Source organism: Lawsonibacter sp. JLR.KK007 (assembly GCF_036941135.1).
Lineage (GTDB): Bacteria > Bacillota > Clostridia > Oscillospirales > Oscillospiraceae > Lawsonibacter.
Genome location: NZ_JAYWSY010000001.1, coordinates 1179538 through 1204775, shown reverse-complemented (window position 1 = coordinate 1204775; position 25238 = coordinate 1179538). Strand labels below are relative to the sequence as shown.

Here is a 25238-nt window from a genome sequence, read left to right as displayed (position 1 = left end):
TTTGAAAAGTGTGAAACCTTTCCCAGCGGTCTGCGTCTATAGGGGTAGAAGCCGCAACGAAAGGGAGGATTTTTTATGAAACAGAAGCTGTTTGTCCTGTGTATGTCGGCGGCCCTGCTGCTGGCGGGATGCGGAGGCGGCGCGATGGCCGGCAGCACGGCTGCGTCCAGCGCCCCCAGCACCCCCGGCGCGCCCTCGGGGGAGTTCCAGGAGAGCTGGGGCGGCGAAAACTATTGGGACATGGGCGGGGCCGATTTCGCGCCCGCAGAGCCGGACATACCTCTGGGAGAGGCTGAGAGCGGTTCCGTTTACCAAAACACCCGGGCCAAGCTGATCCGCCGGGCGGAGCTGTCCATCCAGACGGAGCAGTTTGACCAGAGCGAGGCCGCCCTGAACCAGCTGGTGGACAGCTGCGGCGGCTACTTTGAGACGTCCAGCCGTTACGGCGGCAGCTGGCGGGACGTCAACGCCAACCGCAATGGGGAGTACACGGTCCGGGTGCCGGCGGAGAAATACAGCCAATTTGTAACCAGCGCCGGGGATCTGGGCTATGTGACCAGCATAAACGAGACCAGCGAGGACGTAGGCGAGGCGTACTACGACACCGAGGCCCGGCTGAAAACCCAGCGCACCAAGCAGGAGCGCCTGCTGGCTCTGCTGGAGCGGGCGGAGACCATGGAGGATATCATCGCCCTGGAGAACGCTCTCAGCGATGTGGAGTACCAGATCGAGCAGTATTCCTCCACCCTGAACCGGTACGACGCCCTCATCGGCTTTGCCACCTTCAACATCTACCTCAACGAGGTGAACCGAGTCACCCAGGAGGTGGGTGAGACCGCCTCCCTGGGCGCGCGGATGGCGGCGGGCTTCCAGGCCAGCTTCCGGGGCCTGGGTCAGGGCTTCCAGAACTTCCTGATCTGGGCGTCCTACAACATTTTCCTGCTGGTGATCCTGGCTGCGGCGGCGGTTGTGGCCGTGATCGTTGGCAAGCGGGAGCTGGACAAGCGGAACGGAAAGGGGGATAAAAAGGGTGAACAGGAGCATCCATAAACGGGCCGGGATCGGGCTGGCCGCCGCCGCGCTGGCGCTCCTGCTGCTTGTAAACGGCTGCAGCGGGCTGTCCCGCTCCCCGCACAGCGGCCCGCCCTCCGAGGACATTGCCTGCCTGACCGAACAGCATCAGTATCCAGAGGGAACCAGAAGTATTACCATTCAGGTCGTGGAGCAGGGAGACTTTCGGGGGGAACTCGACAAGCCCTATTTGGAGGTGGAGCGGTCCGGCCAGTGGTATGTGCTCCCCAAGCAGCCTTCCGAGAACGAGCCGGCCAATCTGCTCTTTGTGTCTGGACGGACGGAGTGGGAGATCGGTCTGGCGGCTTACGATTTGGGCCCCGGCCAATACCGGGCGGTATTCGACTATTGGGGCGGTGACGGCTATTTTGCCTTCCCCTTTGAGATTGTGGAGGCGGAATAAAACCGCTCTGTCACACTTGACAGAGCGACGGAGTTGGGTATAATAAAAATAAAAGGGCGCTGTTACTGACGGTTAGCCCATACAGCTAGTCCAAACAAAATGTTGACCGCTTGGGTACCGGCCGAGCGGTCAACATGTGTTTATGGCAGACCGGTAAAAGAGGATTGCTCTATGCAGCAGCGCGTTCTTCTGTCCCGCCTGACTGGCGGGTATTTTTGATGATACAGCCGCGTGTCTAAGATGGTCAAATTTTTTTGAAAAGATCCCTTGACTCTGCCGCAGCGTCAACTGTTACTATGATGTTCGGGAGGTGACCGGAATGGAATACACCATTCAAGCACTGTCGCGCCTGTCGGGGGTGACCACCCGCGCCCTGCGCTGGTACGACAAGATCGGTCTGCTGACGCCCTCCGGCCGGACAGAGGGCAACTACCGCCTCTACGGCCCGGCGGAGGTGGACCGGCTCCAGGACATCCTGTACTACCGGGCCCTCGGGGTGGAGCTGGCCCAGGTGAAACGAATCCTGGACGATCCCTCCTACAACCGCCTGGCCGTCCTGCGAAGCCATCTGGCCGCCCTGGAGGCGGAGCGGGAGCGGGTTCAGGGACTTATCAACTCTGTAAAGGAAACTATCTTGACACAGGAAAGGGATGAAATTATGATTGACGAAAAGAAATTTGAGGCATTCAAGCGGGGCGCACTGGAGGAGTACAGGAAGACCTATGAGGCCGAGAGCCGGGAACAGTACGGCGATGTTGAGGTGGACGCAATGCTTACCTGGCTCCAGGGCGTGACTCAGGAGCAGTACGCCGAGTGGGAAAGCCTGGGCAGGGAAATTTTGGAGAAGCTGTCTGCGGCTGTAACCGCCGGGACCGACCCGGCAGGAGAGGTGGGGAAAGAGCTCGCCGCTCTCCACCAACGCTGGCTCACCGTCACTGGGAACCAGTATGACGTGCAGCGCCACCGGGGCCTGGCGGAGCTGTATGTACAGGATGAACGCTTTACAGCCTACTACGACCGGGAGGTCCCCGGCTGCGCCCGCTTCCTCCGGGACGCGGTGCTCCACTGGATCGCCTGAGCACTGACCCCTCTGCCGCCCCTGCGGGACCGCCGCAGGGGCGGCAGTATGTTTACCATGTTAAGAAAGCGTATAAATGCTTTTTTTGGCGATTTGCAGAAAAGGAGCTCCCTTGACTTTGGGAAGAGAGTTGCTATAATATAGGAGGTACCGAGGCGTCCGCTGGGACGCCGCTCAGTTCTAATAAGAGAAGGGATGTTATGAAGCAACACAAGAAAGCTCTGGCGCTGTTTGGCGGCGTGGCTCTGGTCCTGCTGCTGGGGGCGCTGCTGGCCGGATCGCCCGGCCGGTCAGAGAGCGTGCAGGAGACGATGCGTGACGCCGTCCTGCATGACGTCAATCAGATCAGCCTTTTCGGACTGAAGGCGGTAAATCCGGGCTTGATCTCCTCGTTTTTGGTCACAGCGGTCCTGCTGCTGGCTGCGGTCGTGATCCGGGCCTTCGTCATTCCCCGGTTCCAATACCGTCCGGGCAGGCTCCAGCTGGCGCTGGAGGAGGCGGTTGGCCTCTTTGACGGCATGGCCAGGGGGGACAGCCCGCACCGCTTCAAGTTCCTGGGGGCCTACATCTTTGCCGCCGGCGCCTATATCTTCGTGGGCACGCTGTTCGAGCTGCTGGGCCTTCAAGCCATGACGGTCCATGGACAGCCCATCACCCTGCCCGCCCCGCTGTCCGACGTCAACGCCGCCATCGCCATGGGGACCCTGTCCTATCTGGTGATCCTGTCCGGCGGCGTGGCCCAAAACGGGATCAAGGGGGTCGGCAAGACTCTGAAGGAGTTCTCCCTGCCCATCTCCATGAGCTTCCGTCTCTTTGGCGCTCTGCTCAGCGGCCTGCTGGTGACAGAGCTGGTCTACTACTACATCAGCCTGAGCTTTGTCCTGCCGGTTCTGGTAGGGGTGCTGTTCACCCTGCTCCACGCTCTGGTCCAGACCTACGTGCTCACCATGCTGGTTTCCATGTACTACGGCGAGGTATCCGAGCCCAGCGGACACAAAGAAAACGAAGGCGCGCACGCCGCGCAGACATAAATTGAGGGGGTTTTTATAATGAAGCATCTGTTGAAACGCATCCTGATCCTTGGCGGGGTTCTGGTCCTGAGCCTGGCCCTGATGGCGCCCGCCCTGGCTGCGGCGCCCGCCGGAGACGAGACGTCCGCCGCAGAGACTCAGGTGGTGGACAACACCACCGGCCTGAAGGCCATCGCCGTCGCTCTGGCCATCGGCATCGCCGCCGGCGGCGGCGGCATCGGCATGGGTCTGGCCGCGGCCAAGTCGGCGGAGGGCATCTCCCGCCAGCCTGCGGCGGAGGGCAAGATCCGCACCATGATGATGCTGGGTCTGGTCTTTATTGAAACGGCCATCATCTACGCATTGCTGGTGGTTATTCTCATTATCTTCGTATTGTAAGGCAGGTGGGAACGATGCCGCTGAATATTGATTGGCAGCAGATCTTGCTGCATTGGATGAATCTGGCCATCCTGACCGGCGGGCTGTACATCCTGCTCTACAAGCCGGTGAAGGGGTTTATCGCCAAGCGGGAGGAGCACTACCGCCAGCTGGATGAGCAGGCGGCCCAGAAGCTGGCCGAGGCGGAGCGGGTCCACGCAGAGTATCAGGCCAAGCTGGACGGGGCGGATGAAGAGATCCATCAGGCCCGGGCCAAGGCCCAGCAGGCCATTCAGCAGTCCACCGAGGACCAGCTGGCCCAGGCGAAGGAGCAGGCCCGGCAGATCGTGGCCCACGCCCAGACCGAGGCGGAGCAGAGTCGGGAGCGGGTGCTGCGGGAGTCCCAGCGGGAGCTGCGGAAGCTGGCGGCTCAGGCCACCAAGAAGCTGGCATTCCAGGCTGATCCCTTCGACCAGTTCTTAGACCTGGCGGAGGAGGGAGAAGAGTATGAGGAGTGACAGAAGCCGTCTGACGGCGGAGCTGCGCAGCGCCCAGGAGCCCACCGCAGACCAAAAGCGCCGCTTTACCGAATTCCTCGCCAAAAAGTATAAGCGCAAGGTCCCTCTGCACTGGGAACAGGACGACTCCCTGCGCTCCGGCTTTCGCCTTCAGGTGGGTTCCGATGTATACGACTGGAGTCTGAAGGGCCGGGTGCGCCAGTTTACCGACTACCTGCGGACCCTCCAGCCGGGCCAGGACGACTTGGTCCCCCTGATGCGCCAGGCCGTGGAGGACTGGTCCCTGGCCTTGGTGCCGGAGGAGATCGGCCACGTGCTGACGGTGGACAGCGAGATCGCCACCGTAGACGGCCTGGAGCACGCCCAGTATGGCGAGATCCTGTTGTTTACCGGCGGAATCCGGGGGATGGTCCAGGACCTGCGCCGGGGCGAGGTGAGCTGCGTCATCTTTGGCGACGCGGAGGAGATCAGCGCGGGCAGCATTGTCCGCCGTACCAAGAAGACCGCCGGTATGCCGGTAGGCGAGGAGTTCCTGGGCCGGGTGGTGGACGCTCTTGGCGTCCCCATCGATGGCAAGGGACGCATCCAGGCGGAGGGCCGCCGCCCCATTGAGGCGCCCGCCCCCGGCATTCTGGAGCGCCAGCCCGTCAACACCCCTATGGAGACCGGCCTGCTGGCCATCGACTCCATGTTCCCCATCGGCCGGGGCCAGCGTGAGCTGATCATTGGCGACCGCCAGACCGGCAAGACCGCCATCGCTTTGGACACCATTCTGAACCAGAAGGGGAAGGACGTGGTGTGCATCTATGTGGCCATCGGCCAGAAGACCAGCTCCATTGCCCAGATGGTGGAGAATCTGTCCCGCCGGGGAGCCATGGACTATACCACCGTCATCAGCGCCCCGGCCGGGGCGTCGGCGGCCATGCAGTATATCGCCCCCTACGCCGGCTGCGCCCTGGGGGAGCACTTCATGTACCATGGCCGGGATGTGCTCATCATTTACGACGACCTGTCCAAGCACGCCGTGGCCTACCGGGCCCTGTCCCTGCTGATGGGCCGGTCCCCGGGCCGCGAGGCCTTCCCCGGCGATGTGTTTTACCTCCACTCCCGCCTGCTGGAGCGGGCCGCCCACCTCAGCGACGAGCTGGGGGGCGGCAGCATGACCGCCCTGCCCATTGCCGAGACTCAGGCGGGGGACGTGTCCGCCTATATCCCTACCAACATCATCTCCATCACCGACGGACAGATCTTTTTGGAGAGCGACCTGTTCTTCTCCGGCCAGCGGCCCGCCGTCAACGTGGGCCTGTCCGTCTCCCGTGTGGGCGGCGACGCCCAGACCAAGGCCATGAAAAAGGCGGCGGGCACCCTGCGCCTGGATCTGGCCCAGTACCGGGAGATGGAGGTCTTCACCCAGTTCTCCAGTGACCTGGACGAGGCCACCAAGCGCCAGCTGGCCTATGGCCAGGGCCTGATGCGGCTGCTGCGCCAGCCCCAGTATGCGCCTCTGGCCCAGCACCAGCAGGTAATCCTGCTGGTCAGCGCCCTGGGCCATATGATGCAGGACATTCCTCTGGATGACATCGACCAGTTTGAGAACGGTCTGCTGGCCTTTCTGGAGGAGGGGGTCCCCGACCTGTGCCGGAGGATCGACATGAGCGGCCAGCTGTCCCAGGAGGACCGGGAGGAGATCCTGAACCAGGCCAGGGAGTTCCTGGAGGACTGGAAGTCCAACGGAAAGCGCGGTGGCTGAGGTGGCAGGGACAAAAGAGATCAAGACCCGCATCCAGAGCGTCCAGGAGACGAAAAAGATCACCAGCGCCATGTACCTGATCGCCTCCACCAAGCTGCGGAAGGCCAGGCTGGAGCTGGAGCATACCCGTCCCTACTTCAGGGCGCTCCGCCGGGAGATCAAGCGGATCTTCCGCACCGCCAATGAGATCGACAGCCACTATTTCTACCCCAGCGACGACGACACCCCCCGGGAGGGGACCTACGGCTGTCTGGTCATCACCGCCGACAAGGGGCTGGCGGGCTCCTATAACCAGAACGCTATCCGCCGGGCCCAGGAGCTGCTGGAGCAGCACCCGGACACCAAGCTCTTTGTGGTGGGGGAGTACGGGCGGCGGTTTTTCTCCCAGCGGAACATCCCCATTGAGCGCAGCTTCCTCTATACCGCTCAGAACCCCACCATGGCCCGGGCCCGGGAGATCGGCGCCCAGCTGGTGGACGGCTTTGACCGGGGGGAGCTGAAGGAAATTTACATCATCTACACCGACATGGCCAGCGCCATGTCCTTCGAGGCCCGGTCCGTCCGGCTGCTGCCCTTCCACCGCACCTACTTCGGCGCTCCGGCCGGGGAGCAGGCGGTGACCGAGCCCTTTGAGTTTTTCCCCAGTGTGCGCCCGGTGCTGGACAATCTGATCCCCAGCTATGTGTCCGGCTACATTTACAGCGCCCTGATCGACAGCTTCTGCTGCGAGCAGAACGCCCGCATGACGGCCATGGACAGCGCCAACCAGAATGCGGAGGAGCTGCTGGGGGAGCTTTCGCTGAAATATAACCGGGTGCGTCAGTCGGCCATTACCCAGGAGATTACCGAAATTTCCGCCGGGGCCAGGGCCCAGCGCCAGAGGAAGGAGTGACAGGGGTTTGGAACGTGGAATTATTGTGCAGATCTCCGGCCCTGTTGTAGACGTGGAGATTACCGAGGGCGAGCTGCCCAAGCTCCGGGAGGAACTCACGGTTGAGATCGATGGGACCGTGCGGGTGATGGAGGTGGCCCAGCATGTGGGCCGGGGCGTGGTACGCTGCGTCATGCTCTCCCCCAGCGAAGGGCTGGCCCGGGGCCTGGCGGTGGATGTCCCTGGCCGCACCATTGAGGTGCCCGTAGGCCAGGCCACCCTGGGACGGATGTTCAACGTGCTGGGCCAGCCCATCGACGGCGAGGGTCCGGTGCCCGAGGGCACCCCCACCAAGCCCATCTACCGCAAGCCCCCCTCCTTTGAGGAGCAGAGTCCGGCGGTGGAGATTCTGGAGACGGGCATCAAGGTCATCGACCTGCTGGAGCCCTACCCCCGCGGGGGCAAGATCGGCCTGTTCGGCGGCGCCGGCGTGGGCAAGACGGTGCTGATTCAGGAGCTGATCCACAACGTGGCCATGGAGCACGGCGGCTACTCCATCTTTACCGGCGTGGGCGAACGTTCCCGTGAGGGCAACGACCTGTGGCGGGAGATGCGGGAGAGCGGCGTGTCCGACAAGACCGCCCTGGTCTTTGGACAGATGAACGAGTCCCCTGGCGTGCGTATGCGGGTGGCTCTGTCGGGACTGACCATGGCGGAGCACTTCCGGGACGCGGAGCACAAGGACGTGCTGCTGTTTATCGACAACATCTTCCGCTTTGTTCAGGCGGGCAGTGAGGTATCCACCCTGCTGGGGCGGATGCCCTCCGCCGTGGGCTACCAGCCCACCCTGGCCAACGAGATGGGGGAGCTGCAGGAGCGCATCGCTTCCACCAAGGCGGGTTCTGTCACGTCGGTGCAGGCAGTGTACGTCCCCGCCGACGACCTGACCGACCCGGCCACCGCCACCACCTTTGCCCATCTGGACGCCACCACCGTGCTCAGCCGCCGGATCTCTGAGCAGGGCATCTATCCGGCGGTGGACCCCCTGGGTTCCTCCTCCCGCATTCTGGAGGCGGACATCGTGGGGGAGAAGCACTACCGCGTGGCCCGGACGGTGCAGGAAATTTTGCAGAAATACCGGGAGCTTCAGGACATCATCGCCATCCTGGGCATGGACGAGCTCAGCGAGGAGGACCGGAAGACCGTGGCCCGGGCCCGGCGCATCCAGCGTTTCCTGGCTCAGCCCACCCACGTGGCGGAAAAGTTCACCGGACTGCCCGGCGTGTACGTTTCCCTGCGGGACACCCTGGAGAGCTTCGAGGCCATCATCTCTGGCGAGCTGGACCAGTACCCCGAGGCGGCCTTTTACAATGTGGGCACCTGGCGGGACGTGCCTGTCAAGGCGAAGAAGCTGGAAGCGGGTGAGGTCTGATGGAGACCTTTCAGGTACACATCTTGGCCGCGGACAAGACCTTTTATGAGGGCCCCTGCGTCAGTCTGACGGTTCCCACCAGCGACGGGGAGTTCAGTATCCTGGCCCACCACAGCAATATGATCGCCGCCATCCAGCCCGGCACCCTGCTCTATCAGGCGCCGGGGGAGGAGTCCTGCCGGGCCGCTGTCTCGCCGGGGATGGTGAAGGTGGAGCAGAATGACGTGCTGGTGCTGGTGGACTCGGTGGAGCGCCCGGAGGAGATCGACGCGGTGCGGGCCCAGAGGGAGATCGACGAGGCCAAGGAGATCCTGCTCCAGAAGCGGAGCCGCCAGGAGCACCGGATCGCGGAGGCATCCATGGCCCGGGCGCTGAACCGCCTGCGGGTGAAGAATATGGGCATCGGACGATAGCAGAAGGGAGGCCCTATGGACCACCAGGGCAGAAGCATCCTCTACCACTACACCGACTTTCAGGCTGTGGACGGGATCCTGCGTCAGGCCCAGCTGCGGGTCAACAATGTCCTCCGCATGAACGATTCGGCGGAGATGCGCCACTTTATGAACGGGCTGTGCACCGCCGTGACCCAGCGGCTGGAGGACGGCGGCGACAAGGTGTGCGCGTGGCAGGTGCAGCAGCTGTTCCGGGAGGAATTGGAAAAGGAGTACTCCGCCTTTGCGGCCTGCTTCTCCTTCCACCGGGACGACGCCGCCCAGTGGGAGCGGTATGGCAACCGGGGCCGGGGAGTGTGCATCGCCTTCCGGCGGGAGTACCTGGAGCGGATGGCCGTCGGGGCGCTGTCCCTGCAGATGGTGTTCTACCAGAGCGACATGGCCGGCCACCCCATGGTGGAGACCTTTTACCGTTTGGTGCGGGAGGGCGCGGACCTGGCCGGGGAGGAGATCCGCCGGGCCATGCACGACGCCTGGGCCTGCTCTGTATCCTTTAAGCATCCCTCCTTCCGTTCCGAGTATGAGATGCGTCTGGTGGTCTCCCCCTTCGGGAAGGAGGACCTGGACGTTCAGCCCTGCTACCACGTGTCCAAGGAGCGGATCAAAAAGTATTACCCGCTGGACCTGAACAGCATGTGCGAAAAAGCCGGGATCGGGCTGGAGGATCTGGTCACGGAGCTGATCATCGGCCCGGACTCCACCCAGTCGGCGGTCATTTTCCAGGACTACCTGCGGGACCACGGTCTGAACCGGCTGGCGGAGCGGGTGTCTCTGTCGGACTGCCCGCTGCGGGTGTCTATCTGATCCTGTCTCGGAACACCGGCGGGCCCCTGACGGTCCGCCGGTTCTTGTTCTTGACTTTTTTTCCATTCCGCCATAAACTAGTGTCAGAGAAAATGAGGGAGGCGGAACCGATGGAGCTGCAGCAGACACAGACGCAGCGATTGAGCCAGCGGCAGCTGTACAGCGTGGAGCTGCTGCGGCTGAGCACCCTGGAGCTGGAGGCTTATGTCCGGGAGCTGGCCCAGGAGAACCCCCTGGTGGAGCTGGACGAGACCCCCGGCCCGCCGCCGCAGGCGGAGGACCGGGACGATATCCTGAGCCGCCTGCGCTGGCTGGAGGACAATGACCGGCAGAATTGGTTCTACCAGCAGTTCACCGATGAGGAGCTGGACCCGCTGGCCCGGGTCGGCACCAGCGGGGGGCTGGAAGAGACGCTGGCCGGCTTCCTGTGCCGGCAGCTGGACCGGCTCAAGCTGGAGGAGGGGAGCGCCCGTCTGGTGCGCTATCTGATCTACAGCCTGGACGACGACGGCTACCTGCGCACCCCCCTGGAGGAGCTGGCCAGCCATGGAGGCGTCCCCCTGTCCAGGCTGGAGGAGGCGCTGGCCCTGCTGAAAACCATGGAACCGGCGGGGGTCGGGGCGGCGGAGCTGTCCGAGTGCCTGGCCCTGCAGCTGGAGCGGATCGGGGAGACGGGCCCCGCCCTGACCATCGTCAGGGAGCACCTGGAGTCCCTGGCCAGACGCCATGACCGGGCGCTGGCCGCCAAACTTGGCATTCCCTCCGCCCAGGTGGAGGAGGCCCGCCGGACCATCCGGGAGCTGGACCCCCGCCCTGGCGCGGTGTTCCAGCGGACCGAGCAGGTGTGCTATATCCAGCCCGATCTGGTGGTGGAGGAGAAGGAGGGCCGGTTAACGGTCCGGTCCGCCCGGGGGGAGCGCCCGCCCTTCCGGATGAACCGCTACTACCGAAAAATGCTGGAGACGACCGACGTCAAGGAGGCCCGGGAGTACCTCCAGGAAAAGCTGCGTCAGGCGGAGAACGTGCTGTGGGCGGCGGAGCAGCGGGGGAGTACCCTGCTGCGGTGCGCTCAGATCGTCGTGGAGCGGCAGAGCGAATTTTTCCACTCCGGCCCCGAGGCCCTGCGCCCCCTGCGGATGGGGGAGGTGGCCCAGGAGCTGGGCCTCCACGAATCCACGGTGAGCCGTGCGGTACGGGAAAAGTATCTTCAGTGTCCCCAGGGCCTCTATCCGCTGAGCTGGTTCTTCAGCCGCTCCGCCGGGGCGGGGGAGAGCCTGAGCGGCACGGCGGCCCGAAAGCTGCTGGTGCGGCTTATCGACGGGGAAGATAAGGACAGGCCGCTGTCGGATCAGCAGCTGTCCGAGCGTATGGCCCGGGAGGGTTGTCCCATCTCCCGGCGGACGGTGACCAAATACCGGGAGGAGCTGGGGCTTCCCAGCGCCTCGGGACGAAAGAGCTGAAAAAAGAGGCGAGCGTTGTGGAGCGGACGATGAATACGGCCATCCAGCGGCAGACGGACCGCCGGAAGGTTTACCGGTATATTTACGACCACCCTCAGCCGGTGACGGCCTGGGAAATTGGAGAGGAGCTGTCCTTGGAAGCGCCGGTCGTGTCCAGCAGTCTGGCCGGACTGCTGGAGGAGGGGATGGTCACCCGGTTGGAGGATGAGACCTACGTTTTGGACCCTCTGGCGCGGGTGGCGGCCGGCCTGTGCATGCTGGATGACCGTGTGCAGCTGCTGGCCATCGACTTGCGCGGGGAGGAGCTGGGCAGCCGGGAGCTGTCCATGCCCTTTTCCCACACCCCCGCCTACTATGAGACGACGGCCCAGTGCCTGGAGGAGTTTTTGGACGACTGCGGCCTGGACCGGGAGCGCCTGCTGGGGGTGGGCATCGCCATGCCGGCCATTATGGACCAGGCGGAGGGCCGGCTGGTGATTTCTCCCACGCTGGAACTGCAGGACATCCCTCTGGAGGAGATATACTGCCATTTCTCCCGCTATCCCGTCTTTATTGAAAACACCCCCAACGCCAGCGGCTACGCGGAGCGCTGGGCAGGAGGAGTAAGGACCAATGCGGTTTATCTCTCCCTGGACCGGGGGGTGGGCGGCGCCATCCTGCTGGGGAACGAACACTATATGGGGGACCATGGCCGGGGCGGCGAATTCGGCCACGTTTGCCTGGTCCCCAATGGACGGCCCTGTCACTGCGGCCGGCGGGGCTGTGTGGAGGCGTACTGCTCCACCTCCCGGCTCAGCGACGACCTGGGGCTGACCCTGGAGGAATTTTTTGACCGCCTCCAAAAGGGAGACGAGCAGGCTGCCGCCGTTTGGGAGGAGTACCAGGGCTATCTGGTGGACGCCTTGGTGGACCTGCGCACCTGCTTTGACTGTGACATCATCCTGGGCGGCGCCCTGTCTCCCTACCTGGAGGGACTGCTTCCGGAGCTGCGCTGGGAGGTGGGGGAGAAGACCCTCTTCAACGGGGAGGACTTTTTCCTGTATCTGGACCACTTCGGCTCCCGCAGTGCCTGTACCGGCACGGCCCTGCGGTTTATCGACGATTTTCTCCTGACCTATTGAAAAAGCCCCCTGCAGTGTGGTGTTGATAAGAACATTTCTTTATCAAACGCTGTACCGCATGATGTGAAAACGTTATTATGCAAGGGATGGCCTACATCTTCACAGTCCAGCAGGAGCCAGTACAGGAGCGCCGGGTGCCGGTCTCCTGCCCTGGCTTTTTTGCGTCTATCTGTACGCTGTTCGAAGCCCCTTTTGAAAGGAAGTGAAGCCATGAGGCTTTTAGTCGTTGAAGATGACCGTCTGTTGAACCATACACTTTACTACAATCTTTCGGCGGCGGGCTACACTGTGGACGCCGCTATGTCAAAATCAGCGGCGGTCAATTTCTGCGAAGCACAGGACTATGATTTGATTGTGCTGGATGTCAACTTGCCGGATGGCAGCGGGTTTGACTTCTGCATGGAGATTAAAGAGCGCCGTCCAGATACCGCCGTGATTTTCCTGACCGCAAACGATATGGAGAGCGACCAGCTGCGTGGCTTTGAGTTGGGAGCAGACGATTATGTGACGAAGCCGTTCCCGATCAGTGTATTCCGAAAAAAAGTATCAGCTCTGCTGGGCCGCATCCAGAAGCAGACAGGCGGCGATTGCTACACAGACGGCACACTATTCATCAATTTCTCAGAATTGACCGCCACACTCGCAGGGGAGCCGGTTGTCTTCACGCCGTTGGAATACCGCTTGCTAAAGGTGCTGGTTAGAAATCCGCAAATCGTTCTAACCCGGCAGGCGCTTTTTGAAAAGCTATGGGATGCAGATGAAAACTTTGTGGACGAACACGCGTTGACCGTTGCGATCAGCCGCATCCGGGGCAAAATCGAAGGAGACGGCCTGCAATATATCAAGACCGTCTATGGCATGGGCTATATGTGGATTGGGGGGATAAAAAAGTGAGTGGGGACCAACTTTCCATCAACCGCGCCTGTGCGGTAGGGGCAGCCATTTTAGCTTTGCTCTCCATTATGACCATTACAGCGGCTTTCCTCTTTACCAGAAATCCGGCAATCGTATGGCTGGGCCTGCTGTTTGTCCTGCTGATGTTCACCTGCGCGGCCCTTTTCGTAGCTTTTCTGCGGCGGAAACTGGTGCTGTTTTCGGACAGGCTGTGCGAAACAATCGACAATATGCTGAACGGGGCGTCAGCCCCGCCGCAAGTCTATGAAGAAGAAAACCTGTTTTACAAGATCAATCACCGGCTTGTCCGTCTATATGAAGTGATGAGGGAAAATCGGGAGAGCGCAGCAAAGGAGCGGGCCGATTTGCAGGGATTGATTTCCGATATTTCCCATCAGGTGAAAACACCCATTTCAAATCTCCAGATGGTAAACGCCACCTTACTGGAACAACCTATGACAGCAGAAAAACGTCAGGAATTTTTACAGGCATCCAGCGGCCAGCTTGAAAAGCTGGACTTTCTCATGCAGGCCATGATAAAGACCTCTCGGCTGGAAACCGGCGTGATTTCGCTGGACAAAAAGACGCAGCCGATCTACGATACCCTGGCGGCGGCGCTGGGCGGTATTCTGCTGAACGCCGAAAAGAAAGCGATTCAGGTCAGCGTAGATTGCCCATCTGATATACTGCTGGCCCATGATAAGAAATGGACCAGTGAAGCCCTGTTCAATATTTTGGATAACGCTGTCAAGTACACGCCAGCGGGCGGCACTATTCGGGTGTCCGTCCAAAGCTGGGAGCTGTATGTAAACATTGACGTTACGGACAGCGGCAAGGGCATAGCGGAGAGCAGACAGGGGATGATCTTCAAACGATTCTACCGGGAAGAAGAAGTACACGACGTTGAGGGCATCGGTATAGGGCTGTATCTTGCCCGTGAGATCATTTCCATGCAGGGCGGATATATCAAGGTGACTTCGGCATTGGGCGGCGGCTCCACATTTTCTGTATTTCTTCCTCGTGGATAATCATTTGTAGTTCAATCAAGATTGGGGGCTTTGAGCATGATCGAAACGGAGAGTCTTATTTTGGATAAAGCAAAGTGTTCGGACTGGATAGAAATGTACCGCAATGTCTGGTCACAGCCGGAAAGCGCACGGTATATGGAGTGGACGATTACCACAAGCGAAGAAGCCGCCAAAATAAGAATCGCGAAGACCATCGCGTTTCAGAAGGAGCATGACACTTATTTGGTTTATGAAAAAACATGCGGTAAGGCGATTGGATTTGCGGGTGTAGAGAAAATCGAGCCTTTCATATATCAGGAGGCCGGAATATGTTTGGGGCCGAACTATGTGGGGAAAGGATTTGGCAGGCAGATTCTTCAAGGTCTGATTCAATATTGCAGAGAACAATTTGGCGCAAAAGAGTTTATCTATTCAGCGAGAGATGAAAACACAGCTTCCAACCGATTAGCAAAGTCATTCGGCTTTTCATTGATTTCTTCAGCAGCTAAAACAGACAGCAAAGACGGCCATCAATACAATCTTTTGCGATATAGTTTGAAACTATAAGTTTGGGTGGCTATTTTGCTTCAAAAACCTTATTTGCTTTCAAGTGTGGCCATTAAAAAGGAGGATACCAAAATGTCAGAATTACACAGCATTCCACTCATTTACAAAGCAGGCGCATACAGCCTTGCCAGTTTCAGCAGGGACATTGACGATGACGACGCAGTTTCCTTTGACTATGACGGGCAGTATCAAATGCTCACCTATGACATTCCTGTCGGGAAGGACTGGCGTGGGATGACGCTGTACAATGTGCCGGAGGACGATCTCATTCGGACACTCCGTGCCGTCTATGGTAAAGATGGAGCACTCCAGAACATCACCGCCATATTGGGCGGCCATGAGACGCTTTTGTACATCCGCTATGAAAATGAGGAACACGCCAGACAGGAAATCCGGAGATTTGCTATCCAGAATGCAGATGCCATTATTGAACAGATTCGACAATGCACAGATGTTGTGGCAAGGCTTTTCATTGAGTATTATTGTGATTCCGATAACATGGATTACCACGCCGTGATTGGCACAGCGGATCAAATGGAAGCGATAAGGCAGAAATACCGTGACGAGGATTCCTGCGACTGTGCCGGCAACTATCCGTCTGAAAACATCGAAGGTGATAACAGGATGCTGATTACAATGGTGCGCTGTGCTCCAGGTCATCCAGGCGAGAATTTCCGATATGCAGAGGAGATCATGTCAAAATATATTGAGGAACACGCATTATCAGCGATAAACAGGACGGCGGATTTCAAATATATCTGTGCGGAATATGATTAAGAAAAAATGCGGTCTGTGACATTTCTGTGAGAATTGGCTGTTATGATAGCGGTATCACAGAAAGGATGGTGCAGCCCATGAGCATTTTGCAGACAAGTGACCTCAAAAAATACTACGGCACAGAGCCAAATATCACAAAGGCGCTGGACGGTGTGACCCTCTCCATTGAGCAGGGGGAATTTGCCGCCATCGTCGGAACCTCCGGCAGCGGCAAGTCTACTCTGCTGAACATGATGGGCGGTCTGGATGTACCCACCTCCGGCAGCGTTCAGATCAAAGGAAAAGAGCTGGCCGAGCTGAACGACGAGCAGCTTACCATCTTCCGCCGGCGCAACATCGGCTTTATCTTCCAGAACTACAACCTTGTCCCTGTCCTGAATGTCTATGAAAACATCGTCCTGCCCGTAGAGCTGGACGGGGATACGGTGGACAAAACATTCATGGACGAAGTCGTGCGCCTGCTGGCCCTGGAGGACAAGCTGAGCAATATGCCCAACAATCTGTCCGGGGGACAGCAGCAGCGTGTCGCCATCGCCCGCGCCCTCATTTCCAAGCCCGCTATCGTCCTGGCTGACGAACCCACCGGCAACCTGGACAGCCGGACCAGCGGCGATGTGCTGGGCCTGTTGAAAGCGACCAGCAGCAAATTCCATCAGACCCTGGTGATGATCACCCACAACAACGAGATCGCCCAGCTTGCCGACCGCATTATCCGCATAGAGGACGGAAGGATTTTTGAGCAAGGGGGCGCTGGCGATGAATGACATTTTATTCGGCAACAACAACGGAGCGGTGATCAAAAAGCTGTCAGGCCGCTACTTCAAGGCCAGCAAAAGCAGGAATATCATTGCGATTATCGCAATCGTTCTGACAACCATACTCTTTACCACGATTTTTACCCTTGGGTCTGGCCTGATGGACACTGTTCACGATCAGAACATCCGCAAGGCTGGCGGCGACGGGCAGGCGGTCTTAAATTATATCAGCGATGAAGTTTACAACGATATAGCGGGAAGTCCCCTGATTGACCGTATCGCCTATACCAAAGCGGTGTCCTACCGGCTGAAAAATCCGGGCTTGGAGCGTTGGCGGTCTGACCTGTGGTATATGGACGACACCGCTTTGGAATTTGCCCGCTACACCCCCACAACAGGCCGCCGGCCCGAAGGGGTAAACGAGATCATCGCGGACACAAAGACGCTGGACGCCCTGGGCGTACCGGCGCGGATCGGGGAAACCGTTTCTCTGACCTATGAAGTAAAGGGAAAGTTATATACCACCGATTTTACCCTCTGCGGCTTTTGGGAAACGGACAGCTTGAGCAACATCGGGAGGCTGGTCGTGTCGAAAGCCTTTGTGGACGCCCATTCGGACATTTTGACCTATACATATCCCGTGGACAATGATTATTCCGGCGTTGTCTCCGCCTATGTGATGTTCAGAGGGAACGGCGACATAGAAGCCCGGCTCCACCAGCTTCTTTCCGAAACCGGCTATACCTGTGACACGATGGGCGGCAGCAAGGAGGACAGCAATTATGTGATTGCCCGTGTCAGTCCGGCCTATCAGAGCGGCGCATTAACGGACAATCCTGCCATGCTGATTTCCGGCCTTGTTGGCGTCGCGTTGATTGTCGTAACAGGGTATTTGATTATCTACAACATTTTCCAGATTTCCGTTATTCAGGATATTCAGTCCTACGGACAGCTAAAAACGCTGGGTACAACAAAGCGGCAGATTAAGCGTCTAATCAACCGGCAGGCGCTTCGGCTGTCCTTGGTTGGGATTCCCATCGGCCTGCTGGCAGGTTTCTTCATTGGTCGGGCCTTGGTGCCCTTCCTGATGAACGGAACAAGTTATACCGCGGACGCCGGTGTTAAAGTAACAATAAATCCTCTGATTTTCATTGGTTCCGCCGCTTTCGCCCTTTTTACCGTCTTTGTCAGCGTCCGCAAGCCCGCAAAGATCGCCGGTACGGTTTCTGCAATCGAGGCCATCCGCTATACGGAGAATGATACAGCGGCGTTTGGAACGCGCAGGGCCAAGGACAAAAAATCAACCCACGGCGCGAAGCTCCACTTCATGGCGCTGGCGAACCTGGGCCGCAACCGCAAGCGTACTGTGCTGGTGATCGTGTCCATGACATTGAGCTTGGTATTGTTCAACACAGTATTCACCCTGTCTGGCGGCTTTGATATTGACAAGTATATTGCAAAATTTATGGATACGGACTTTGTGATTTCCAACGCAGAGTTTTTCCAATACCAGGTTGAAAAAAGCGAACATGATCTGTCCGATACCTTCATTGAGGCCGTCAGACAAAACAGCAGTTTTGAGGACGGCGGCAGGCTCTATTCCTCCTGGATGCTGGAAGAACCGTTTTCCACGGAACACAACGCTTTTTTCAGCTATAACAAAGACCTGAACGGAAATCCTTTTGTAAGACTGTATGGCGCGGACGATTTTCTGTTGAATGGCATGGAAGTCATAGAGGGAACCATCGACCTGGAAAAGCTGAAAACGGGAGAGTATATTCTTCTGAGCGTGGATTGTAACGATGATGGAACGGTCATAGAGAACCCCAATATCAGCGTGGGGGATACAGTACGGCTCAACCATCTGAAAGCTGAGGAACTTTCCACCACCATTACTGACAGCTATGATTTTATCATCATGGCAAAAGTCCGGGCCAACGAGAACACGGCCACCACCCGCAACACAGGCGAAGCTCGCTTCTATCTCCCGACAGAAATCTTCCTGCCGCTGTGTAAGAACCCCCATCTGGTCAATTTCACCTTTGACGTAAAAGAGGGAACAGAAGCAGAAATGGCAGAGTTTTTGAACAGCTATATCGACAGTGTGGAGCCAAGTATGGACTTTGAATCCAAGGCGACCTATACCAGCTCCTTTGACGATCTCACTTCCCTTATCATCACTATCGGCGGGGCACTGAGTATCATCATCGGAATTATCGGCATCGCAAACTTTGTCAACTCCGTCCTGACAAGCGTTATCACCCGCAAAAAAGAATTTGCCATGCTGCAAAGCATTGGCATGACCGGGCAGCAGTTAAAGCGTATGCTCTCCTTTGAAGGACTGTATTATGCGGTTGGGACGATGCTTGCGTCTGCTGTTTTTGGAATGCTGTTTTCCGTCGTGGTGGTGAGGGGGATTTCCAGTGGAATTTGGTTCTTCACCTATCAATTTGTCATGTGGCCTATGCTGGTGATTTACCCGTTTCTGATCCTCCTGACCGTGGCAATACCGGCGCTGCTGTACCGCCAGATTGCCCGGGCCAGCATTATTGAGCGGCTGCGTCAGGGATAAAAAAGCCAGTTGCTCTGGAAATCGAATCGTTCAACAAAAGGAGAGAATGTAACATGAGAAAACGATTGACCTGGGCGGCGTTATTGGCCGCGCTGCTGATCCTTGCCGGCTGCGCAGGGAAGGAACCGCCGGAACCCAAGTGGGAAGACCCCCTGTACCGCACGGTGGTTTATAACAGCGGAGAAGATGAAAGCGATGCAAAGTATTTGGAAATCGCGCAGCGCAGCCAAAAACTGCTGGCTCTGCTGGAGGAAAAAGCAGGGGCGTTTGTCATGGACGCATACAATTATCAGACTATGGATGATGAGGGCACGCCCCTATATGCCATGAACAATCCTGAAGTTCCCATTGAGATTGCTCCCGCAGGGATGTCTATACAGGTGAGCCGGGGATATTTCAAATGGAATCCCATCGAAACAGCGGATGGTTCGGAGCTGGAAAAACAGATCGTGTTGGATGACTTGACGCTGAATCTGCTTGTACCGGAGCAGTACCGCGACATGGAGCAGGAAATATTAGCCGCTTGGAGGGAGTATTTCTATTTTGAAAAGGTGGAAGCCGAGAACGATTACAATGAATTAGCTGGCAGAACAGAACGGCTGGACATCGCAGAAAATCAACTGACTGTGAACATTATATATGTGAAAGATGGTCAGAGGTACTTTACTTATCGGAGTGATTGTGCATCTGCTGACGGAAGTTGGATCACTGATCCTCTGGTACAGATTTATACTGGGAATATTCACTGCAACTATGCTCACAGCTTTCTGACGCAGTGGACATATCTCCCTTCGGAAGCAGGTTCGCCAGAAAAGGCTTACGAGGAAATAGCTCCCTATATTTTGGAGTGTGGCGCGCAGGAGAGCTTGAAAGAACTGCGCCCTTTGCGGAATCAGTAAGGTAATATAGGGGGTACTCCGCAACCCCGTTCAAAAGGAAGTTGAGGGCAAAAGCTTGGAAAAGAGCCAAAAACAGGCTTTATAGCCTTATCGAAACAAGGAAATATGGGGAAAGCATGGTCCATTCCTGCCCGCATATAGAGGTGACAATTTGTCAAGTGCAAGGGTTTTGAGATACTTTCTGCAAAAAACCTTGCACTTTAAACTCCCATTTTTGCCTCCTAACCCTTGCAGGGCAATGGCTTTGAGGTTGCGGAGTACCCCCTAAGTAGGGGGTACTCCGCAACCCCGTTCAAAAGGAAGTTGAGGGCAAAAGCGTGGAAAAGAGCCAAAAACAGGTTTTATAGCCTTATCGAAACAAGGAAATATGGGGAAAGCATGGTCCATTCCTGCCCGCATATAGAGGTGACTATAAGTCAAGTGCAAGGGTTTTGATATACTTTCTGCAAAAAACCTTGCACTTTAAACTCCCATTTTTGCCTCCTAACCCTTGCAGGGCAATGGCTTTGAGGTTGCGGAGTACCCCCTAAGTACGGCTTTGATGAAACACCAGAGCAGGTGGCAAAACATATTACCGAGTATTTGATAGAATAACACGACGCCGCTGTAATTGAGCAGCGGGTAAGAGCCAATTGGGGCTGTGAGCATGGTTAGCGCTATGCTTGCAGCCTCTTTTTGACTATATGTACCTGGAAGTTTCACCAAATGTGGTGTAAAGTCCAGGGCTTTAGCCGCGGGAGTGTCAATTTTTGAGAGGAGTTTATGAGGTAAAATCGGTGCAAGGGAATTCAGAAACATTGCGGAAAAAGCTGGGGCTTAAGGGGGGAATATCGATCTTATAGCAGTTCACTCTTGCATAATCTCTTTTCGTGTGCTAAAATAAGGTTAAAATAATAAATTTGTCTTTATTCTGCGTAAGGGGGCGACAAGGTGCCAAAAGTGGCGTATTCTGAGGAAGATAAAGAGCGCATCAGACATGCGCTCATTACAGTTGGGCTGGAACTGATAGCAAGACAAGGCATGCAGCATACCACGGTGGAACAAATATATAAAAGAGTTGGCATTTCGAGGACATTCTTCTATACGTTTTTCTCAACGAAAGAAGATTTGGTCGTTGAAACGCTGTATCTGCAGCAGCCGAAAATCATTGAGTATGTGCAAAAGCTTATGGCCAGCCCCGCTCTAAGCTGGCGTGACGCAGTAAAGCAATTTCTGTATGCCTGCTGCCATGGGGAGAACAACGGAATTGCCATTTTAACGATTGAAGAGCAACAGCTTCTGTTCAAAAGCCTCTCAAAGGAAAGCTATCAGGTGTTCCGCAAGAAACAGCTTCACCTTTTTGGAGAGATTTTAGAAAACTTTGGGATAAAGGCAGATCCGGCAAAGATCAATCTATTTACGAATTTAAGCCTGACGGCAATGGTGATACGCAGGGCTATTCCGGATACCCTCCCTTTCTTTGTTCCCGAAGCGGCGGAGGAGACGATGGAATTTCAGCTTAATGCAATTGTGGACGCCCTGGAGAAATTAAAGGAGGCACCGGCACTCTGAAAAACAGAAATAAGCGAGTCCGTCCGAATATGCGTTTCGGCGTTATATTCAGGCGGACATTGCTTCACTCAAAATAAAAACAAATTTGAAAATTTGAATTTATTTTTAAGAAATACAGCCAACTCCGCAGGAGAACGCACAATGAATCTGTTTGTTGCTTTGGGAGCATGTTGCACCTGAAGTGATATATAGCTCTGTTATGGAGTCAATATTAAAAATCAGGGAGGAAAAGATTATGGGATTTTTTAGCAAGCTGTTTCAGGGCCCCAAAATTGACATGGAAAAGAGCGCTGCAAACGCGAATAAAATGCGCCTGTTGTTTAACCAGGTCGTAGAGAACGGGGACGATTACAGGCTGCTCTTCGGATATACCGAGGATGTGAGCCGGTTCAACTATGGGTTTGTTCATGGCAGCAAAACGAAAATCGGGAATTTGATTGTCGGCTGGAATGAGAGCAGCCAAACGATTGTGGTTGTGCCTACCGTTCCTGATCTTTCTGGCTGCGGTGATCCGGCCTATTATCGCCGTTCTGAAATTTTGAAAGCCTACCGGAATCGATATCCTACGGACGCCTTTATCATTTACCCGGACAAAAAAGGGTATATCGGCATCAATGCCTATGACTGGCTGGAAGATGAAACGTTGTATGTTTATGTGTCCCAGGAGGATGAGCTGGCCGCTTTTACCGACTTCTTTATGAATCGGTTCGCAATAAAGTGAGGCAGGGATGCCTTGGGGAAACGTTGGAGCGTTTCTGTTGTTCCTGGCGGCTGTGTTTATATTTGGAAATCTATGGTTTCGTTTCATAGAAGCAATCCTGAGCCGGATCAAACAGATATTTACACGTCACAAAAAACCTCTTTTCTTGCTTAATTTGGCCCTGGGGTATATAATGACGGTCAGTGAGTGCGTTTCCTGTGAAAGGAGTCAAGATACCGATGGAAGAAACCCTTGCGGCCCTGCACCGGTTTTTGCAGACCCGCCCTGGCTTTGAGGCGGTGCTGGTCGCCCCCACCATGTCCATGGGCCGCCAGCTTCTGGCTGCCAGTGCCGCCCGCTGCCTGTCTGCGCTTCGTCAAGGGCTACGGGCAGGAAAACGAGGTGCTGTTTCCGTTTTACGACCTGCTGGAGCGTCAGATCCCCTTTGGGCAGGCGGCCATCCTCTGCACCAAGCCGAAGGATCTGCTCCTGCTCCAGGAACAGGCAGCTCGCCTGGGCGTCCCTTTGACCTTGGAGGGCGGCGTTCCCCTGGAGAAGGGGACGCTGCTGCCGCTGCTCCGGGCGCTGGCGTTGTGGTACGGCAGCGGCTGTCCGGTGGAGGGCCTGCCCGGCCTGATGGCGGGCGGGCTGGTCGTGCCTCACGGGGCGGCGTTTTTGAAGTATTTGCGGGACAAGCATGTAGGAGGCCAGCTCTCCCGCTATTTGAGCTGTCTGGAGCGGACCCAACGTGACAGCCTGGCGGAACAGCTTTTGGAAAGGTGCGGCGACTGGATCGCGTTTTGCGGGACGATCCAAGCGCTGTTTGATGAGGACACCAGGGTGGAGGAGGGGTTGGCTCTTCTGCGGCCCTTTCTGCAGGAGTGGTATGTGAAGCGGCTGCCCCAGGCTCGGGCGCCGGAGTGTGCCGCACTTCTCTCCGCGTTGGAAAACATGGCGGGGAATGCCCCAGGCGGGAGTTTTTTCGCGCTGCTTCCGGAGCTGCTGGATGCCGCCGGTCGAACCCCCTGGCAGTCCGCCGCCCCCCGGGACGGTGCGGTTCATGCCGCGCCCCTGTCCAAAGGCGCATTCCTGGACCGGCCCTATACCTATGTCCTGGGCCTGGGACGGGACGCCCTCACCGCTTCGGGCCGGGGGTCCCCTCTGCTGCGGGACGAGGAACGCGCGGCCCTGGGGGTCCCAAGCTCCAATTCCGGGGCAGAGCTGCCGGTGTATTACCTTGGCACCGTCCTGGCCGCTGCCAAGGGGGAGGTCACCCTCTCCTACAGCTGCTTCGATACGGAGAAAATACTTGCCATGCATCCCTCGCCCGTCTACAAAAAGCTGCGGGAGACAGCCGGCCCTGTCCTCTTCGGCTACCACCGGCCGGTGTCGCTCACCGGGGCGGATCGCTGGCTGAAGGGGCATGGAAGGACCGCCCCGACCATCCCGACCGTGGAGAAGACGGAAATGCCGGAGGACTTTGTCTTCTCCGCCTCCTCCCTGGAGTTGGCGATGAAATGTCCCCGGCAGTTCTACTTCCAATACATGCTCAAGGTCCCCCAGGTGGAAAAGACCGGCCTTTCCAAGCGCAGCTGGCTGCCCAACGGCAGGGATTTGGCGATCCTGGACTATAAGACTGGGAGGATCGGGACGTTCTTCCGGGAGTCCGACAGCAAGCTGCAATACTATCTCTACACTAAGGCCGCGGAACAGCTGGGGTTTGGGCAGCTGGAACAGGCAATTTCCTTCTGGTTCGACGAACATTCCCCCCTCCGCCGCCTGACCGGGGCGGGGACCTGTTACTGCGAGCTGCCCTTCCACCTGGTGCTGTCCCGGGAGGACGAGAACTGGCAATTTCTCCGGGACCGGCTGGACTGCCGGGAAGATTTTGCAGGGAGCATCAGCGTCTCCGGTATCCTGGATCTGGCCATTCTCACAGAGGAGGGCTGGTACATTGTAGACTATAAGACTGACCAGCTCCGGCCCGGAGAGGGTGACGAAGCCTACCGCCGCCGCCTTGCCGGGGAGTATGAGGCCCAATTGAACGCCTGCACTCGGATTCTCTCTAAGCTGTCCGGAAAGGCGGTCCTGGATGCCCGTCTGTGCGCCATCCCTTTGTGGGGCCAGTGGGTCTCCCTTTCATTCGCTTCACCAGGATAAAAAAATCCCGCCGCAATCTGCGAAATGCAGTTGCGGCGGGTCTGTTGTCTGATTGGCTCCGGGATGTGCGTCAATGCCCTTTGCGGTGCGCTTCTCTTTGCTTGACCGGAGAGGCATGCCCAGCTCGCATCGTCCTGACCAGCTTCCGCGCAGATCCGAGCAGAAGCTGTTAAGAGGTCCGCCTTTGGGAGTCTGCTTTGAGGAATACCTTATGCTTCTCGGTTGACAGGGAAGGCTGGAACTGGTAATCCAGCCGGTCGAAGGTCTGAATATCGGCGGCATCGGTGATATTGTGTTCCGCCAGCCAGCGCACCATCTCGCCCCGAGCCATCTTGCACTGGGTACCCTTTTCGATGACCTTGCCATCCTTTTGTTCCCCAAAGACGCAGGTGATGAACCGGACAGCCTTCGGCAAATGCGGCTCCACCGCCTTGCTGTACTCCTTGGAGGCTAGATTCAGCACCAGGTCTGATTCCGAGGCCAGCTGCCGGGCCAGACAGTCCCCCCAGAACTGATACAGGTCCAGGCAGCCGTTTACCGGCAGCTTGGCCTGCATCTCCAGCCGGTAGGGGGTCACGCCGTCGAAGGGCCGCAGCAGACCGTAGAAGCCGGAGAGGATGCGCAGATGCTCTCGGAGGTAGTTCAGGTGGGCCGCCGCCATCACACCGGGGGCCATGTAGCGGTACTGGATGCCCTCGTAGGCCATGACCGCCGGGGTGAGATTGCGGCGCAGATCCATCTGCTCCAGACGCTCCACGTTCAGCCTGGCGATGGCATCGCTGCACCTCCAGAGGGCCTGCAGCTCCTTGGGGGACATGCCCTGAAGGACAGCATTCAGCCGTTCCGTCTGCTCCAGAAACTGAGGCAGGCCGTCCACGGCAAAGCTGTCTGTATCGGTTACCATTTTCTTCGCCGGGGCGATGATGATGCGCATGAGCAGGCCCTCCTGATGTTCTGACTGGCGCCGGTAGTATCTTAACATACCACATACCGTCAAAAAACGCAAAT

Annotated in this window: 24 protein-coding genes; 23 read left to right on the top strand and 1 reads right to left on the bottom strand. The window is 57.6% G+C overall.

Translation table 11 applies throughout. The features are described from left to right. Positions 1-75: 75 nt before the first annotated feature. The 23 genes from VV088_RS06670 to VV088_RS06560 all read left to right on the top strand — a co-directional run bounded on the left by VV088_RS06670 (position 76) and on the right by VV088_RS06560 (position 24230). Positions 76-1050 carry a DUF4349 domain-containing protein gene (locus VV088_RS06670; RefSeq protein WP_334599999.1) on the top strand — a complete coding sequence of 325 codons (975 nt, stop codon included), beginning with the start codon at positions 76-78 and terminating at the stop codon, positions 1048-1050. Next, positions 1031-1474 (top strand): hypothetical protein, encoded by a 444-nt coding sequence (locus VV088_RS06665; RefSeq protein WP_334599998.1) that lies wholly within the window; start codon positions 1031-1033, stop codon positions 1472-1474. The genes VV088_RS06670 and VV088_RS06665 overlap by 20 nt, the downstream gene beginning before the upstream one ends. A gap of 319 nt (positions 1475-1793) precedes the next feature. Beyond that, positions 1794-2552 carry a MerR family transcriptional regulator gene (locus tag VV088_RS06660; RefSeq protein WP_334599997.1) on the top strand — a complete coding sequence of 253 codons (759 nt, stop codon included), beginning with the start codon at positions 1794-1796 and terminating at the stop codon, positions 2550-2552. A 200-nt stretch (positions 2553-2752) separates the two neighbouring features. Continuing rightward, positions 2753-3583, top strand: a complete 831-nt coding sequence (locus VV088_RS06655) for a F0F1 ATP synthase subunit A (RefSeq protein WP_334599996.1) — start codon at positions 2753-2755, stop codon at positions 3581-3583. 18 nt (positions 3584-3601) lie between these two features. Then, positions 3602-3961: an ATP synthase F0 subunit C gene (locus VV088_RS06650; RefSeq protein WP_334599995.1), complete on the top strand. Its 360-nt coding sequence runs from the start codon at positions 3602-3604 to the stop codon at positions 3959-3961. A 14-nt stretch (positions 3962-3975) separates the two neighbouring features. Beyond that, the gene (locus tag VV088_RS06645) at positions 3976-4458 is read left to right on the top strand and encodes an ATP synthase F0 subunit B (RefSeq protein ID WP_334599994.1); all 483 of its coding nucleotides are present in this window, start codon (positions 3976-3978) and stop codon (positions 4456-4458) included. Continuing rightward, positions 4448-6208: a F0F1 ATP synthase subunit alpha gene (gene atpA / locus VV088_RS06640; RefSeq protein ID WP_334599993.1), complete on the top strand. Its 1761-nt coding sequence runs from the start codon at positions 4448-4450 to the stop codon at positions 6206-6208. The genes VV088_RS06645 and atpA overlap by 11 nt, the downstream gene beginning before the upstream one ends. Position 6209: 1 nt before the next feature. Next, positions 6210-7100 (top strand): ATP synthase F1 subunit gamma, encoded by an 891-nt coding sequence (gene atpG / locus VV088_RS06635; RefSeq protein WP_334599992.1) that lies wholly within the window; start codon positions 6210-6212, stop codon positions 7098-7100. Positions 7101-7107: 7 nt separating this feature from the next. After that, entirely contained in the window at positions 7108-8511 is a 1404-nt protein-coding gene (atpD, locus tag VV088_RS06630) for a F0F1 ATP synthase subunit beta (RefSeq protein ID WP_334599991.1), read from the top strand. Further along, complete coding sequence (atpC, locus tag VV088_RS06625; protein WP_334599990.1) at positions 8511-8924, top strand: ATP synthase F1 subunit epsilon; 414 nt, start codon at positions 8511-8513, stop codon at positions 8922-8924. The genes atpD and atpC overlap by 1 nt, the downstream gene beginning before the upstream one ends. 15 nt (positions 8925-8939) lie before the next feature. Beyond that, positions 8940-9767 (top strand): DUF2971 domain-containing protein, encoded by an 828-nt coding sequence (locus VV088_RS06620; protein ID WP_334599989.1) that lies wholly within the window; start codon positions 8940-8942, stop codon positions 9765-9767. Between the two features lie 110 nt (positions 9768-9877). Beyond that, the gene (gene rpoN, locus VV088_RS06615) at positions 9878-11227 is read left to right on the top strand and encodes an RNA polymerase factor sigma-54 (protein ID WP_334599988.1); all 1350 of its coding nucleotides are present in this window, start codon (positions 9878-9880) and stop codon (positions 11225-11227) included. A 17-nt stretch (positions 11228-11244) separates the two neighbouring features. Beyond that, positions 11245-12348 (top strand): ROK family transcriptional regulator, encoded by a 1104-nt coding sequence (locus VV088_RS06610; protein WP_334599987.1) that lies wholly within the window; start codon positions 11245-11247, stop codon positions 12346-12348. A 210-nt stretch (positions 12349-12558) separates the two neighbouring features. Beyond that, positions 12559-13242, top strand: coding sequence for a response regulator transcription factor (locus VV088_RS06605; RefSeq protein WP_334599986.1), 684 nt, complete (start codon positions 12559-12561; stop codon positions 13240-13242). Positions 13243-13310: 68 nt separating this feature from the next. Continuing rightward, on the top strand, positions 13311-14270 hold the full coding sequence (locus tag VV088_RS06600; protein WP_442913137.1) for a sensor histidine kinase: 960 nt from the start codon (positions 13311-13313) through the stop codon (positions 14268-14270). A gap of 36 nt (positions 14271-14306) precedes the next feature. Next, complete coding sequence (locus tag VV088_RS06595; RefSeq protein ID WP_334599984.1) at positions 14307-14816, top strand: GNAT family N-acetyltransferase; 510 nt, start codon at positions 14307-14309, stop codon at positions 14814-14816. A 72-nt stretch (positions 14817-14888) separates the two neighbouring features. Continuing rightward, positions 14889-15593 carry a hypothetical protein gene (locus VV088_RS06590; RefSeq protein WP_334599983.1) on the top strand — a complete coding sequence of 235 codons (705 nt, stop codon included), beginning with the start codon at positions 14889-14891 and terminating at the stop codon, positions 15591-15593. A 77-nt stretch (positions 15594-15670) separates the two neighbouring features. After that, positions 15671-16357: an ABC transporter ATP-binding protein gene (locus tag VV088_RS06585; RefSeq protein WP_334599982.1), complete on the top strand. Its 687-nt coding sequence runs from the start codon at positions 15671-15673 to the stop codon at positions 16355-16357. Continuing rightward, the gene (locus VV088_RS06580) at positions 16350-18920 is read left to right on the top strand and encodes an ABC transporter permease (RefSeq protein ID WP_334599981.1); all 2571 of its coding nucleotides are present in this window, start codon (positions 16350-16352) and stop codon (positions 18918-18920) included. The genes VV088_RS06585 and VV088_RS06580 overlap by 8 nt, the downstream gene beginning before the upstream one ends. 53 nt (positions 18921-18973) lie before the next feature. After that, positions 18974-19819, top strand: a complete 846-nt coding sequence (locus VV088_RS06575; RefSeq protein WP_334599980.1) for a hypothetical protein — start codon at positions 18974-18976, stop codon at positions 19817-19819. Positions 19820-20749: 930 nt separating this feature from the next. Beyond that, positions 20750-21370 carry a TetR/AcrR family transcriptional regulator gene (locus tag VV088_RS06570; protein WP_334599979.1) on the top strand — a complete coding sequence of 207 codons (621 nt, stop codon included), beginning with the start codon at positions 20750-20752 and terminating at the stop codon, positions 21368-21370. Between the two features lie 235 nt (positions 21371-21605). Then, a complete protein-coding gene (locus VV088_RS06565; RefSeq protein ID WP_334599978.1) occupies positions 21606-22091 on the top strand; it encodes a hypothetical protein in 486 nt (161 codons plus the stop codon). A gap of 381 nt (positions 22092-22472) precedes the next feature. Beyond that, entirely contained in the window at positions 22473-24230 is a 1758-nt protein-coding gene (locus VV088_RS06560) for a hypothetical protein (protein ID WP_334599977.1), read from the top strand. 169 nt (positions 24231-24399) lie between these two features. On the opposite strand, the gene yaaA is transcribed toward VV088_RS06560, so the two are convergent. Beyond that, positions 24400-25164 carry a peroxide stress protein YaaA gene (yaaA, locus tag VV088_RS06555; RefSeq protein ID WP_334599975.1) on the bottom strand — a complete coding sequence of 255 codons (765 nt, stop codon included), beginning with the start codon at positions 25162-25164 and terminating at the stop codon, positions 24400-24402. Positions 25165-25238 lie beyond the last annotated feature (74 nt).

Coding starts and splice junctions, on each gene's coding strand:
- VV088_RS06670 (WP_334599999.1), top strand. CDS start 76: ATGAAACAGAAGCTGTTTGTCCTGTGTATGTCGGCGGCCCTGCTGCTG.
- VV088_RS06660 (WP_334599997.1), top strand. CDS start 1,794: ATGGAATACACCATTCAAGCACTGTCGCGCCTGTCGGGGGTGACCACC.
- VV088_RS06655 (WP_334599996.1), top strand. CDS start 2,753: ATGAAGCAACACAAGAAAGCTCTGGCGCTGTTTGGCGGCGTGGCTCTG.
- VV088_RS06650 (WP_334599995.1), top strand. CDS start 3,602: ATGAAGCATCTGTTGAAACGCATCCTGATCCTTGGCGGGGTTCTGGTC.
- VV088_RS06645 (WP_334599994.1), top strand. CDS start 3,976: ATGCCGCTGAATATTGATTGGCAGCAGATCTTGCTGCATTGGATGAAT.
- atpA (WP_334599993.1), top strand. CDS start 4,448: ATGAGGAGTGACAGAAGCCGTCTGACGGCGGAGCTGCGCAGCGCCCAG.
- atpC (WP_334599990.1), top strand. CDS start 8,511: ATGGAGACCTTTCAGGTACACATCTTGGCCGCGGACAAGACCTTTTAT.
- VV088_RS06620 (WP_334599989.1), top strand. CDS start 8,940: ATGGACCACCAGGGCAGAAGCATCCTCTACCACTACACCGACTTTCAG.
- rpoN (WP_334599988.1), top strand. CDS start 9,878: ATGGAGCTGCAGCAGACACAGACGCAGCGATTGAGCCAGCGGCAGCTG.
- VV088_RS06605 (WP_334599986.1), top strand. CDS start 12,559: ATGAGGCTTTTAGTCGTTGAAGATGACCGTCTGTTGAACCATACACTT.
- VV088_RS06600 (WP_442913137.1), top strand. CDS start 13,311: ATGACCATTACAGCGGCTTTCCTCTTTACCAGAAATCCGGCAATCGTA.
- VV088_RS06595 (WP_334599984.1), top strand. CDS start 14,307: ATGATCGAAACGGAGAGTCTTATTTTGGATAAAGCAAAGTGTTCGGAC.
- VV088_RS06590 (WP_334599983.1), top strand. CDS start 14,889: ATGTCAGAATTACACAGCATTCCACTCATTTACAAAGCAGGCGCATAC.
- VV088_RS06585 (WP_334599982.1), top strand. CDS start 15,671: ATGAGCATTTTGCAGACAAGTGACCTCAAAAAATACTACGGCACAGAG.
- VV088_RS06580 (WP_334599981.1), top strand. CDS start 16,350: ATGAATGACATTTTATTCGGCAACAACAACGGAGCGGTGATCAAAAAG.
- VV088_RS06575 (WP_334599980.1), top strand. CDS start 18,974: ATGAGAAAACGATTGACCTGGGCGGCGTTATTGGCCGCGCTGCTGATC.
- VV088_RS06565 (WP_334599978.1), top strand. CDS start 21,606: ATGGGATTTTTTAGCAAGCTGTTTCAGGGCCCCAAAATTGACATGGAA.
- yaaA (WP_334599975.1), bottom strand. CDS start 25,164: ATGCGCATCATCATCGCCCCGGCGAAGAAAATGGTAACCGATACAGAC.